12 protein-coding genes and 1 pseudogene are annotated in these 13,037 nt (G+C 68.3%); 7 read left to right on the forward strand and 6 right to left on the reverse strand.

The window, feature by feature from the left end; genetic code table 11:
• The first annotated feature begins 376 nt into the window (after window positions 1-376).
• Both tnpC and O7608_RS08980 read left to right on the forward strand, forming a co-directional pair.
• A complete protein-coding gene (tnpC, locus tag O7608_RS08975; RefSeq protein WP_289208516.1) occupies window positions 377-1,780 on the forward strand; it encodes an IS66 family transposase in 1,404 nt (467 codons plus the stop codon).
• Between the two features lie 223 nt (window positions 1,781-2,003).
• The gene (locus tag O7608_RS08980; RefSeq protein ID WP_289209498.1) at window positions 2,004-2,567 is read left to right on the forward strand and encodes a MerR family transcriptional regulator; all 564 of its coding nucleotides are present in this window, start codon (window positions 2,004-2,006) and stop codon (window positions 2,565-2,567) included.
• An 87-nt stretch (window positions 2,568-2,654) separates the two neighbouring features.
• On the opposite strand, the pseudogene O7608_RS08985 reads toward O7608_RS08980, so the two are convergent.
• The 5 genes and pseudogenes from O7608_RS08985 to O7608_RS09005 form a co-directional block, all read right to left on the reverse strand.
• Window positions 2,655-3,734: pseudogene (locus tag O7608_RS08985) on the reverse strand (ATP-binding protein); the annotation flags it as partial.
• A 29-nt stretch (window positions 3,735-3,763) separates the two neighbouring features.
• A complete protein-coding gene (locus O7608_RS08990) occupies window positions 3,764-4,015 on the reverse strand; it encodes a hypothetical protein (protein ID WP_281551733.1) in 252 nt (83 codons plus the stop codon).
• Between the two features lie 101 nt (window positions 4,016-4,116).
• Window positions 4,117-5,028 (reverse strand): SPFH domain-containing protein, encoded by a 912-nt coding sequence (locus tag O7608_RS08995; RefSeq protein WP_289209499.1) that lies wholly within the window; start codon window positions 5,026-5,028, stop codon window positions 4,117-4,119.
• 131 nt (window positions 5,029-5,159) lie between these two features.
• Complete coding sequence (locus tag O7608_RS09000) at window positions 5,160-5,369, reverse strand: hypothetical protein (RefSeq protein WP_289209500.1); 210 nt, start codon at window positions 5,367-5,369, stop codon at window positions 5,160-5,162.
• A gap of 187 nt (window positions 5,370-5,556) precedes the next feature.
• Window positions 5,557-6,039 (reverse strand): Lrp/AsnC family transcriptional regulator, encoded by a 483-nt coding sequence (locus O7608_RS09005; protein ID WP_281551730.1) that lies wholly within the window; start codon window positions 6,037-6,039, stop codon window positions 5,557-5,559.
• Between the two features lie 233 nt (window positions 6,040-6,272).
• On the opposite strand from O7608_RS09005, the gene O7608_RS09010 reads away from it, so the two are divergent.
• The 5 genes from O7608_RS09010 to O7608_RS09030 all read left to right on the forward strand — a co-directional run bounded on the left by O7608_RS09010 (window position 6,273) and on the right by O7608_RS09030 (window position 11,799).
• Window positions 6,273-7,511, forward strand: coding sequence for an ABC transporter substrate-binding protein (locus tag O7608_RS09010; RefSeq protein WP_289209501.1), 1,239 nt, complete (start codon window positions 6,273-6,275; stop codon window positions 7,509-7,511).
• Between the two features lie 11 nt (window positions 7,512-7,522).
• Window positions 7,523-8,701 carry an ABC transporter ATP-binding protein gene (locus O7608_RS09015; RefSeq protein WP_289209502.1) on the forward strand — a complete coding sequence of 393 codons (1,179 nt, stop codon included), beginning with the start codon at window positions 7,523-7,525 and terminating at the stop codon, window positions 8,699-8,701.
• On the forward strand, window positions 8,698-9,606 hold the full coding sequence (locus tag O7608_RS09020; RefSeq protein WP_289209503.1) for an ABC transporter permease: 909 nt from the start codon (window positions 8,698-8,700) through the stop codon (window positions 9,604-9,606). The genes O7608_RS09015 and O7608_RS09020 overlap by 4 nt, the downstream gene beginning before the upstream one ends.
• Window positions 9,606-10,439 carry an ABC transporter permease gene (locus tag O7608_RS09025; protein WP_289209504.1) on the forward strand — a complete coding sequence of 278 codons (834 nt, stop codon included), beginning with the start codon at window positions 9,606-9,608 and terminating at the stop codon, window positions 10,437-10,439. Before O7608_RS09020 ends, O7608_RS09025 begins: the two co-directional genes overlap by 1 nt.
• A gap of 91 nt (window positions 10,440-10,530) precedes the next feature.
• A complete protein-coding gene (locus tag O7608_RS09030) occupies window positions 10,531-11,799 on the forward strand; it encodes a saccharopine dehydrogenase family protein (protein ID WP_289209505.1) in 1,269 nt (422 codons plus the stop codon).
• Between the two features lie 84 nt (window positions 11,800-11,883).
• Here the strand turns inward: O7608_RS09030 and O7608_RS09035 are convergent, their stop codons facing one another.
• Window positions 11,884-12,750: a type IV toxin-antitoxin system AbiEi family antitoxin gene (locus O7608_RS09035; RefSeq protein WP_289209506.1), complete on the reverse strand. Its 867-nt coding sequence runs from the start codon at window positions 12,748-12,750 to the stop codon at window positions 11,884-11,886.
• Window positions 12,751-13,037: the final 287 nt, after the last annotated feature.

Consider the following 13,037-nt stretch of genomic DNA (forward strand, 5'->3'; position numbering starts at 1 on the left):
ACGGTGATAGTGGATTTTGGCGGGCCCGGCGAGCCAATTTTGTCCGGTACTAGCAATCTGGGGGGATTTCGGAACAGCTTTCCAGAACTGGCTAGCCAGTACAATCTGCTGTTCCTTGAGGAGCCTTGGGTCACCGAGAACATCAAAGAATCCTGTGGGAAGTCGTTGGCTGATTTCTACCGTGCACTTCGATCGAACCCGTCTCAGGCTCCCAGCCGAGGACGGGAGCTCGCCGATCGGTGCGAGATTTCGAGTGGCCAGGGGCGATGGGGCTTTACTGCAGTTGACTACCGGGTGCTGGTTGACGCGATGTGACTGGATAGGTTCCTGATCCCGGTGATGCTGTCTGCTGTGGAGGCTGGTAGGTTGACCAGCCATGCCCGCCGATCCGCCGCCGTCGTATGACGAGTTGTTGGCGTTGAACGCCGGGCTGGCCGCACGGCTGGAGCAGGCGCTGACGCGGATCGCTGAGCTTGAGGCCCGGTTGAAGCAGTCGTCGAGCAACTCGTCGAAACCGCCGTCGAGCGACGGGCTGGCCAAACCGGCGCCGAAGTCGCTGCGGGGCCGTTCGGGTCGCCGGCCGGGCCGCCCCACCGGGGGCGAGGGCACCACCCTGTCCCAGGTGGCCGATCCGGACGTGATCGTCCGGCACGTGCCGGACATCTGTGGCGGCTGCGGTGACGGCCTGACCGACCCCGCCGAGGTGACGGTCACCCGCCGGCAGGTGTTCGACATCCCCCAGCCCCGGGTCGTGGTGACCGAGCACCAGATCGTCACCGTCGCCTGCCCGTGCGGGCACCACACCACCGCCGCGACACCCGCCGGGGCCACCGCGCCCGCCGCCTACGGACCACGGATCGCCGCGATCGGCGTCTACCTGCTCCACGGACAGTTCCTGTCCATCGGCCGCACCGCCGACGCGATCCGTGACCTGTTCGGCCTGCCCGTCGCGCCAGCCACCATCACCGCCTGGGTCACCCGCACCGCCCTCGGCGTCATCGACACGGTGCTCCCCGTCATCCGCGACCGCATCAAGAACGCGCCGGTCGCGCACTTCGACGAGACCGGCATACGCGTCGACGGCCGCCTCGCCTGGCTGCACTCCGCCTCCACACCCACCGACGTGTTCCTCACCGTGCACCGCCGGCGCGGCACCGCCGCAATGGACGACGCCGGCGTGCTACCCGGATACACCGGCACCGCCGTGCACGACGCGTGGGCCCCGTACGACACCTACACCACCGCCCGGCACGCCCTGTGCAACGCCCACGTGCTGCGGGAACTGGTCTACGTGGTCGACACCGCCACCGGGCAGGTCGCCGACCTCGCCGGCCAGGCCATCGACGCCCTGCGGCACCTGAACCGCCTGACGGTCACGGCCCGCGCCGACGGCTGCGAACCCGACCCGGCCGACCTCGCCGAACAGACCCACCTGCTGCGCTCGGCCGTCGTGCTCGGCGCCGCAGCCACCGCCACCCGCACCGACAAGCTGCACCGCAAGTACCACGCCCTGTTCGTGCGACTACGGGACCGACGCGCCGACTACCTGCGGTTCCTCACCGACCCGGCCGTGCCGTTCGACAACAACCCGGCCGAGCGGACCATCCGCATGCCGAAACTCCGGATCAAGGTCTCCGGCAGCATGCGCACCATGACCGGAGCCGAACACTTCGCCGCGATCCGCAGCTACGCCGCCACCGCCACCCGACACGGCATCAACATGCTCGACGCACTCACCCGAGCCGCCGCCGGCAGCCCCTGGATCCCCACAACCGCCTAACCCACCTCGCGCGCTTGCGGTATTCCAAGGTCCCACGCACCTATCCAGTCACGACGCGATAAGTGATGGGGAAGGCCTTGAGCTCAAGGGGTTCGTCGGCCGTTCTTGGGGAGCGGTTCGGCTAACGTATCTGTCGCCGTCCGCGTTGGATTGGGCAGTGCTTGTTCGCCCGTTCCCGGTCGGTGCAGACGCTCAGACGTTATTGAGTAGTCGAGTAGATCTGGTGCACGATATCGGCCCCTCGGGCTCGGCGATTGATGCGCCGCAACCCATCGAGGGTCGCTCAATACCGGTGACCGAGTTCGACCGGCTCTCCGCAGCAGTGGAACTCTCGTACGTCCATGATGCCTACCGCACGCAACATGCGGCTGGTGTCCTTGCGGGCACTGACTATGAGCGGATCGGGCTGCTCTCTGACCGGCTATGGGGCCGGTACGGTGAGAGTTCGCTGTCCCCCGGCTACCTTGCCCGGTTGCAGGAAATCTGCGCCAATGTCGGTCCACTGTCGGATTTTGGTCCGTCTATAGAGTCGGTCCGCGACGTTCTTGCGGCCAGTCAACTCCCGTGTACCGGTATTACGCATCGGATACCCCATGTAGGTGCTGGTGCGGCCAGGACCTGCGTGATCAAATCAAAGCTCGATGCGGTGACGCCGGCCGACCTGATTGAGGAGAGCTACGCTGAAAACGACAACATCTGGTGGGTTGAATCCACACAACAGTCGCACGGTTCCTTCGACGGTCTGTCGGCATGCCTGCGCCACTTGGGGATTGCGGCGGAATCTTGACGGGTAGCCGATACCGGGATTTGGATGGATCGCACGCACCGAGCCGGACGCACCATCGGGTCGTGCGATAGAGGTCAAACACCATCTCTACGGGTTGTGGGAGACCTGCCACAGGGCGCTGACCGGCATGGCCCGTAGTTTGGGGCCGAACGGCAACGTGGCGGTGCCGGTGTAGAGGACGACGCCGGCGACGAAGTCGTCACTGAGCCGGTCGGCGAGCCTGCGTAGCCCACGGAAGTCGTCCGGTCCGACGGTCGAGGCGGCCTTGACCTCGATGCCGACGACACGACCGGCCCTGTCCTCGAGCACCGCGTCGACTTCGAACTTGCTGTGGTCCCGGTAGTGGGACAGCTCGACGGACTGGGCGGACCAGCTGAGTTGGCGGGACAGCTCGGACAGGACGAAGGACTCAAGCAGCGGGCCGAACGGCGCGCCGGGGCGCAGCAGCGCCCGCGCGTCGACGGCGATCTCGTTTGCGGCGATGCCCGAGTCGACGAAGATCAGTTTGGCGGCTGCGGTGGCTCGGGTGCCGAGGTTGCGCGACCATCCTGGGATTCGCCTGATGAGGAAGATCTCCTCCAGAGCCTGGAGGTAACGCGCGATCGTCGGTCGGCTCAGTCCGAGCGCGGATTCGAGGGAGTTGGCCGCGATGATGGTGGCTGACCTGGCAGCGAGCAGCCGTACCAGTCTGCGGAGTTCACCCTTGCTCTGGATGTCGGCGAGTTGCCGGACGTCGCGGTCGATGAGCGCCTGGACGTATGCGTCGAGAAAGCGTTGACGACGGCGGGGGTCGTCGCGGGAGGTGGCTTCGGGCAGACCGCCGCGCACGATTCTGGCGGCGTAGTCGGCGCGGGTCACGGCGGACTCGTGGCGCAACTCAGGGCCGAGCGTGAAGATGGCGTCGACGAAGCCGTCCGGCTCATCTTCCAGCTCACCCTGGGAGAACGGCCATAGCTCGATGGTCTCCATCCGGCCGGGCAGCGCGTCGGGAGCGGCTGACGTGCCGAACAACCGCGCGGAGCCGGTGAGAAGGTATCGACCTGGTCGGGGATCCTCATCCACGGCGGCTTTGATAGCCAGCAGCAGTTCCGGGACACGTTGGATCTCATCGGTGATCAGCAGTTCCGGGGAGTCGACGAAGCCGACCGGGTCGGTTGTCGCCGACGCCGGCCGGCCCGGGAGATTCCTGTCCGTGCCTACGGGCAGGGGTGGATTCCGCTGGTGGAGAACGGGGTGCGTACGCCGGACAGGCGGTCCCAGTCCCGGTCGGGGCAGGGGCCACGCAACCAGGTGCCGACCCGGTTGGTGTGACTGCTGTCCGAGTAGTAGTGGGTGACGATCACGTAGTAGTCGGGGGGTGCTGCCTGGGCCGGGGCGCTGGTGACCACGAGGGTGGTGGACACGGCGAGCAGGGCTGCGGCGAGGGCGTTGCGGATGACAGCCGGCACGGTACGAGTCCCTTCAGGATGCTCGACTTTCGGTAGTTATACCGTAGCAACTCGTAGGCGGAATGTGGGGCGGTGAAGATCCGACAAACACTCGCGAGCGGTCAGTCGGTGTTCGCCGGGCGCCCGGCGTTGAGGTCGACGCTGCCGCCGGCCGGCACCGGTAGGAACGTCGGGCAGCCCTTCGCGGTCTCGTCGGTCAGGCAGCGCTGGAACACCTCGTACAGGATGTAGCCCTCCGGGCCGAGCACCTCGACGAGTTGGCGGATCTGCTTGAGCTTCTCCTCGACTGTGGCGTTCTGCTCGACGATCGCCCGACGCTCGGTGATCGCCACCTGCACCGCGGCCAGACCGTCGACCAGATCCTGACGCGGTGTCGGTTTCTGCAGGGTCAGGTTGAACTGCAGGAAGTACGCCCGTCCGCCGGTGGTGGCCTGCACCGCCGCGCCCAGGTCCTCGTTGATCGCCGTCTCGAACGCGGCCCGGGTGGCCGGATCGTTGTACAGCGCCAACCAGTCGTACTTCTGCGCCTCGGTGGTCATCGCCTTGTGCAGCGGCTGCCCGACGTAGAACCGCAGCAGGTCCAGCCAGTGGCTGGTGGTCCGGCCGTCGTCGTCCATCACCGGCTGGAACTTCAGCCCGATCTCCTCGTGGAACTCGCGCAGCATCCCACCCTCGTCGGCACACGAGGTGTCCAGGTGGAAGGTCAACCCGCCGGAGACGGTCAGCTCCTGGTTGTCCTTGGAGACCACGACGAACGGCGTGGACTCGGAGCCCTCGTTGCCGGTGAAGTCGAAGGTCCGCTGGCCGGCCGGGTACACGTAGTACCGCTCGCCCGGCCCGTCCCAGGTGCGGTTGTTCTGGGTGACGCAGGCCTGGTAGGTGGTGCTGGAGAAGGCGCCCGCGTCATAGTGCAGCGCCACCTGGTCCGACTCGGTGCTGACCGTGGTGCAGCCGGTCACGGTCAACACCAGCAGCGCTCCGACACCCGCGATCACCCGTAGCTGACGACGCATCCGTTGCCCCACTTCCCTCGACGTGTGCCGTCAGGGTAGGGAAGCGAATCAATCCGACTGGTCCGGCCATGCCCCAGGTGTCGGCTGCCGGCGCGACCGGCTTGTGGCCGTACCGTGCCGTCCTGGTCGGGCTAGAAGCAGTACGGGACCGTGATCGAGGTGAAGTACGCGGTACTTTCGCCCGTCAGATACTTGTAGTTGCCATCTGGGCACCGGAAGCGGTAGCCGATGCCGACCTCGGTGGTGTGGCTGCTGTCCGAGTAGTAGTAGTAAATGACGGTGTAGTAGTCGGGTGGGGCGCTCTGCGCTGGGGTGGCCGTGAGCGCGATGGTGGTTGCCACAGCCAGTAGCGTCGCCGCCAGGGCGCTGCGAAGATAATTGCGCACGACTGATGCCTCTCCGTCTGGTCACCATGGGTAGCTCCAAAGTAGCACCGAGTGGTGACCCCTGTGGACCCCGGTGAACAATCGACATATGTCGCACCGGCGCCCACCCGTGGTCCCGCCGGTGGGGCGCTGCCGACGCGGGTCAGGCCGTGCCCCAGGTGTAGGTCTGTTTGCGCAGCTTCAAATAGACGAACGCCTCGGTGGAGACGACTCCGTCGACCGTACGCATCCGCTGCAGGATCTCCAGCAGATGGTCGTCGTTGCGGCAGACCACCTCGGTGAGCAGGTCGAACGACCCGGCGGTGATCACCACGTAGTCGACCTCGTCCAGCTCCGCGAGCCGGTCGGCGACCGTCTCCAGATCCCCGGCGGTACGCAGCCCGATCATCGCCTGGCGGGGGAAGCCGAGCTGCAGCGGATCGGTGACCGCGACGATCTGCATCACCCCGGCGTCGAGCAGCCGCTGCACCCGCTGGCGGACCGCCGCCTCGGAGAGCCCGACCGCCTTGCCGATCGTCGCGTACGGGCGCCGCCCGTCCTCCTGCAACTGTTCGATGATCTGTTTCGCCACGTCGTCGAGGACGACGTGACCGGAGCCGTCGCCGCCCTGCTGTCGTGTCCCCATCCGGGTCTCCTCGTCTGTCAGAATCGGCGCATTGTGCCGCACCGCTGATACGTCGCCGAGTGGGTCGGCGTTAAGAGTCCGAGTCTGGCGTATTTCGTGGCCAACGGCGAGCTGCGCAACGGAATCCCTTGTGAAGTGCGAATCTGCATGCCAGGATCGGCGTCTGATTGGTTCACAAGCTACGCCTTGCCTTCGGGTCGGCCCCGCCGGCCCGCACCCTTCAGGAGCCGTCCATGCGCAGTCGCCTCCGCCCCCCACCGTCCGCGCCGGCCGCCGCACTGCTCGCGGCCCTCGGCATGCGCCGTACCCTTACCCGACGCACTCTGGCACGCGGCGCCGCCACCTCCGGTGGGCTGCTGCTCGCTGGCGGCGCGATCGCTGCCTGCGGCACCCCGGCAGCCCAGCAGACCGAGGAGAGCTGCGTCAGCGAGGACCTGTCCGACAGCGAACAGGTGATCAACTTCTCGAACTGGCCGCAGTACATCGACGTCGACGCCGACGACGAGAGCCGCCGACCCACCCTGGAGGCGTTCCAGCAGACCTCCGGCATCACGGTCACCTACACCGAGGACATCAACGACAACAACGAGTTCTTCGGCAAGGTGCAGAACCAGCTGTCCGCCTGCCAGCCCACCGGACGCGACATCATGGTGCTCACCGACTGGCTGGCCGCCCGGATGATCCGGCTCGGCTGGGTGCAGTCCCTCGACAAGGCGAACCTGCCCAACGTCACGGCCAACCTGCTGCCGTCGCTGAAGGCCAGGCCGTTCGACCCGGACGACTCGTACGCCGTACCGTGGCAGTCCGGGCTGACCGGCATCGCCTACAACGGCACCGTCACCGGCGAGGTCCGCACCATCGACGACCTGCTCACCCGGGCCGACCTCAAGGGCCGGGTGACCGCGTTGACCGAGATGCGCGACACCATGGGGCTGCTGCTGCAGTCCAACGGGCACGACCCGGCCGAGTTCACCGACGCGCAGTTCGACGACGCTCTGGAGAAGCTGCGCCAAGCGGTCGCCGACGGGCAGATCCGCCGGTTCACCGGCAACGACTACGCCGCCGACCTCGCCCGGGGCGACGTCGCCGCCTGCATCGGCTGGTCCGGAGACGTGATCCAGCTCGCCGCCGAGGACCCGAACATCGTCTTCCAGGCACCCGAGTCCGGGCTGATTCTCTTCTCCGACAACATGCAGGTGCCGAACCAGGCCGCCCACAAGACCAACGCCGAGAAGCTGATGGACCACTACTACGATCCGGCGGTCGCCGCCGAGGTCGCCGCGTACGTCAACTTCATCTGCCCGGTCGCCGGTGCCCAGGAGGCGATGACCGCCATCGACCCGGAGCTGGCCGCCAACCCGCTGATCTTCCCCGACGAAGCGCTGCTCGCCCGGTCGGCCGTGTTCATGGCGCTGACCGAGGAACAGGAACGCACGTACGAGCAGAAGTTCCAGCAGGTCATCGGGGCCTGAGGCGGCAACCGATGGCGACCGACCCGACCGGCGGCGGCCCACGCCCAGCCGACCCACCCGCCGGTGACCTGCAGCTGACCGACCTGACCAAGCGGTTCGGCCCGTTCACCGCCGTGGACGGACTCGACCTGACGATCCCGCAGGGCGCGTTCTTCGCCCTGCTCGGCGCCTCCGGCTGCGGCAAGACCACCACGCTGCGGATGGTCGCCGGGCTGGAACAGCCCACCAGCGGCCGGCTGCTGCTCGGCGGGCGGGACATCACCCGGCTGCGGCCGTACCGGCGGCCGGTGAACACCGTCTTCCAGAGCTATGCGCTGTTTCCGCACCTCAGTGTGGCCGACAACGTCGCGTTCGGACTGCGGCGGCGTGGCATCCGCGACGTGCGCCCGCAGGTCGATCGGATGCTCGCCCTGGTGCAGCTCGACGGGTTCGGCCCGCGCCGACCGCAGCAGCTCTCCGGCGGGCAGCAGCAGCGGGTCGCCCTGGCCCGCGCGTTGATCAACCACCCGCAGGTGCTGCTGCTCGATGAACCGCTCGGCGCCCTCGACCTGAAACTGCGCCGGCAGATGCAGACCGAGCTGAAACGGATCCAGACCGAGGTCGGCATCACCTTCGTGCACGTCACCCACGACCAGGAGGAGGCCATGACGATGGCCGACACGGTCGCGGTGATGAACGCCGGCCGGATCGAGCAGCTCGGCCCACCCGCGCAGATGTACGAGTTTCCGGCGACCGCGTTCGTGGCGAACTTCCTCGGCCAGTCGAACCTGCTGGCCGGCGAGGCCACCGGCCGATCCGGCGACGACGTGCTGGTCACCGCGTACGGCTCGCGGTTCACCGTGCCCGCGGCCCGGTCCCGGTCCGTCGACGGTCCGGTCCATCTGGGGGTACGCCCGGAAAAGCTCGCCCTGACCCGGGACGCGGACGGCGTACCGGCCGGGGCGCAGTCGGTCACCGGCGTGGTCACCGAACTGGCGTACCTCGGGGTCAGCACCCAGTACCAGGTGCGCACCGGCTGGGGCACCGAGCTGAGCGTGTTCAGCCCGAACAGCGGGGACGGAGCTCTGCTGCCGGTCGGTGCCGACGTGGTCGCCTACTGGCAGCCGGCGCACGCCTTCCTGCTGGCCCGTGAGCCGGGCACCGGCGACCAGACCGCCCCGCTGCTCGACGACGCCGTACCCGCGTCATGAGCATCCTGGCCCACGTCGGCGGCGGACCGGCCAAGCCGCCTCCGGCGTCGACCCGGCGCGGACGTGGCCGGCTGCTGCCGTACCTGCTGCTGCTGCCCGGCGGGGCCTGGCTGATCCTGTTCTTCGCCGTCCCGGCGATCCAGCTCGGGGCGACCAGCCTGTACGACCCGAACGGCTCGCTGGCCACCGGGTACGCGATGACCTGGTCGTTCGGCAACTACCCGGCGGCGCTGTCGGCGTACTGGACCCAGTTCGGCCGGGGCTTCCTCTACGCCGGCATCGCCACCGTGATCGCGGTGCTGCTCGGCTACCCGCTGGCGTACGCGATCGCGCAGCGGGCCGGCCGGTGGAAGAACCTGATGCTCGTCTGCGTCGTCGCCCCGATGTTCACCAGTTTCCTGGTGCGCACCCTGGCCTGGAAGACGATCCTGTCGGAGAACGGCTGGCTGGTCGGCGTACTGCGGGATCTGCACCTGCTCGCCCCCGACGGCCGGCTGCTGTTCACCCCGGTCGCGGTGGTGCTCGGGTTGACGTACAACTTCCTGCCGTTCATGGTGCTGCCGCTGTACGCGAGCCTGGAGCGGCTCGACCCCCGGCTGTTGGAAGCCGCCAGTGACCTGTACGCCTCCCCGGCGCGGGCCTTCTGGCGGGTGACCCTGCCGCTGTCGGCTCCCGGGCTGGTCGCCGGCACGCTGCTGACCTTCATCCCGGCGTCGGGGGACTACATCAACGCCCGGCTGCTCGGCACCCCCAACGAGTACATGATCGGCAACGTGATCGACTCGGCGTTCCTGGTGCGGCTGGACTATCCGCAGGCGGCGGCGCTGTCGTTCCTGCTGATGGCGACGATCCTGGTCATCGTGTCGGTCTACGTCCGGCGTACCGGCACCGAGGAGGTGCTGTGATGGGCCCGGGCCCGGGCGCGACGGGGACCGGTGCGCGGCTGGCCCGGTGGCTGGTCGACCGCTGGGTCCTCGGCGTCGGCCTGCTGGTGCTCGGCTACCTGCTGCTGCCGGTGGCGGTGGTCGCCGGGCTGTCGTTCAACCGGCCGTCCAGCCGACTGTCCTACGACTTCAACGAGTTCACGTTGGACAACTGGCGGCAGCCCTGCGCGACCAGCGACATGTGCGACGCGGTGCTGCGCAGCGTACAGATCGGTTTTCTGGCCACCGCCACCGCGACGGTCCTTGGCACGCTGATGGCGTTCGCCCTGGTCCGGCACCGGTTCCTCGGCCGGTCCGCGACCAACCTGCTGATCTTTCTGCCGATGGCCACCCCGGAACTGGTGCTGGGCTCGTCGCTGCTGACGCTGTTCGTGGCCGGCGCGGTGCCGCTCGGCTTCTGGACCGTGGTGATCGCCCACGTGATGTTCTGCCTGAGCTTCGTCGTGGTCACCGTGAAGGCGCGGCTGGCCGGCATGGACACCCGGCTGGAGGAGGCGGCGACCGACCTGTACGCCACGCCGTGCCAGACGTTCCGGCTGATCACCCTGCCGCTGGTGCTGCCCGGCATCGTCGCCGCCGCGTTGCTGTCGTTCTCCCTGTCGTTCGACGATTTCATCGTCACCAACTTCACCTCCGGCACCACCGTCACCTTCCCGATGTACGTGTGGGGTGCCGCCCAGCGCGGTATCCCACCGCAGGTGAACGTGATCGGCACGGCGATGTTCGCGGTGGCGCTGCTGCTGGTGGTGCTCGGCGGCACGATCGGCCGGCGCCGCCGCGCCGGCCTCGGCTGAGTGGGGGAGCTCTGTGCGGATCCTGCTGAGGGGACCGCGATGCGGATCCTGCTGAGGGGACCGCGATGCGGATCCTGCTGAAGGGGGCGCGATGCGGATCCTGCTGATAGGTGCCGGTGGGGTGGGTGCGGCGGCGGTGTCGATCGCCGCCCGCCGGGACTTCTTCGACACCATGGTGGTCGCCGACCGCGACCCGGCCCGTGCCGCCCGCGCGGTGTCGGCGCTCGGTCGCGGGCGGACGGGTGCCGGCGGCACCGGTGCCGCCGGCGGCACTGCGGCCGGCGGTGGCGACCCCCGCTTCGTCGCGGCCGGCGCGCTCGACGCCTCCTCGGCCGAGGCAGTGACCGCGCTGTGCCGGGAACACCGGATCACCCACGTGCTCAACGCCGTCGACCCGCGCTTCGTCATGCCGATCTTCAACGGTGCGTACGCCGCCGGCGCCGACTACCTGGACATGGCGATGTCGCTGTCCACCCCGCACCCTGACCGGCCACACGCCGAATGCGGGGTGAAGCTGGGTGACGCGCAGTTCGCCGCCGCCGCCGACTGGGCCGCCGCGGGTCGGCTGGCCCTGGTCGGCATCGGCGTCGAACCGGGACTGTCCGACGTGTTCGCCCGCTACGCCGCCGACCACCTGTTCTCGTCGATCGACCAGATCGGGGTACGCGACGGCGCGAACCTGACCGTCGACGGCTACGACTTCGCCCCGTCGTTCTCCATCTGGACCACCATCGAGGAGTGCCTGAACCCGCCGGTGATCTGGGAGGCCGACCGTGGCTGGTACACCACGGCACCGTTCAGCGAACCGGAGGTCTTCGACTTCCCCGACGGTATCGGCCCGGTCGAGTGCGTCAACGTCGAACACGAAGAGGTGCTGCTGATCCCGCGTTGGGTGCCGGCGAAGCGGGTCACCTTCAAGTACGGCCTGGGGGCCGAGTTCATCGACGTCCTGAAGACGCTGCACAAGCTGGGGCTGGACTCGACCCGGCCGGTGAGCGTCGGCGGTGTCCAGGTCGCCCCGCGTGACGTGGTCGCCGCCTGCCTGCCGGATCCGGCCACCCTGGGGGACCGGATGCGGGGCAGGACCTGCGCCGGCACCTGGGTCACCGGCCTGTCGCCGACCGGCGAGCCGCTGGAGGTGTACCTGTACCACGTGGTGGACAACGAGTGGTCGGTGGCCGAGTACGGCCACCAGGCGGTGGTGTGGCAGACCGCCCTGAATCCGGTGGTGGCGTTGGAGTTGCTGGCCGCCGGCACCTGGTCCGGCACCGGGGTGCTGGGTCCAGAGGCGCTGCCGGCGAAGCCGTTCCTCGACCTGCTCACCGCGTACGGGTCCCCCTGGGGCCTGCGTACCTCCTGACCGCCCCCTCATGATCGCGACGATCTTGCGCTCATCGAGACTATTTGTCCACTTTGCTCCACGATAAGCGCAAGATCGTCGCGATCATGTGAGTGCCTGACGTAGGACGGCCACCACGTGTCGTGGGCGTCGATAGATGTCGACGGCGGTGAAGTACCGCATCCGCCAGCCCTGCGAAGAAAGCCAGTTGTGTCGCTCCCGATCATGTTGAGCTCGCTGGGCGGTGAGATGCGACCGGCCGTCGTACTCGGCGCCGACCCGCGACTGCTCCCATCCGAGGTCGATGACGTACCGGGTGACGAACGAGGCGTCGAGGACCCTGATCTGGGTCTGTGGGCGGGGCAGCCCGCCGTCCAGGGCGATGAGCCGTAGCTGACTTTCCTGGCGGCACTGGGCACCCGCGTCCACCACGTTGAGCAGTGCGCGTACCGCCACCACGCCCGGCAGGCCGAAGTGCAGCGTCACCTCGGAGGCGAGTGCGTCGAGATCACACCGGCCGGACCGCAGCGCGCCGTCGAGGACGGGCAATGCGTCCATCCGGTTGGATGTTCGTGCCAGGTCGACTGCGGTACGCGCCGGGGAGGTGCACCACACGCCGTCGACGAGACACGGCTCGGCCGGCAGGGCGGTTTCGTGGACGACCACACCACGCAACCGGGGGCGAGGGACGCCCGCCGGCAGCAGCACGTGCACCCTGTCGTCGGTGGTTCGGGCGACGAAGTCACCGAAGCCGTGCAGCGGCGCGGCACTCTGTCGACAGATCAACGCGGCCGGCGGTAGCCGGACCAGCAGAGCATTGAGTCGGGCGTGCGGGAGTTGTCGCGCCGACGTTGCGGGCAGGTACGTGTCGTTGAACGGGCGCCAGAGTTGGCCGCGGTCGATCCGACCCCGAATCTGGCCCTCGGTGATGCCGGAGTCTCGTAGTGCCCGGTAGCGCGTTGCGTCAGCCATGCCTGGCACCCTGCTGCGACGCCCTACGCCGGGGCTGGCGCCGTCTGCCTGGCTGTGGATGAACGCTCAGCCTGTGGATAACCTGCCTGGACCGCCCGCCCTGTGCATGATCGCCCCTCGCATGATCGCGACGATCTTGCGCTTATCGTTCAACAAATCCGACAAAACCTCGCGACGAGTGCAAGATCGTCGCGATCATGGGGGGGGAGTGGGCTGGGGCGGACGGGTGGGCGGGACGGGGCTACAGCTAGGGGATCACCCGACCGGCTGAGCCGGATCCGCGTCGC

It is taken from the genome of Solwaraspora sp. WMMA2056, from assembly GCF_030345095.1.
In the GTDB taxonomy this organism is placed as follows: domain Bacteria; phylum Actinomycetota; class Actinomycetes; order Mycobacteriales; family Micromonosporaceae; genus Micromonospora_E.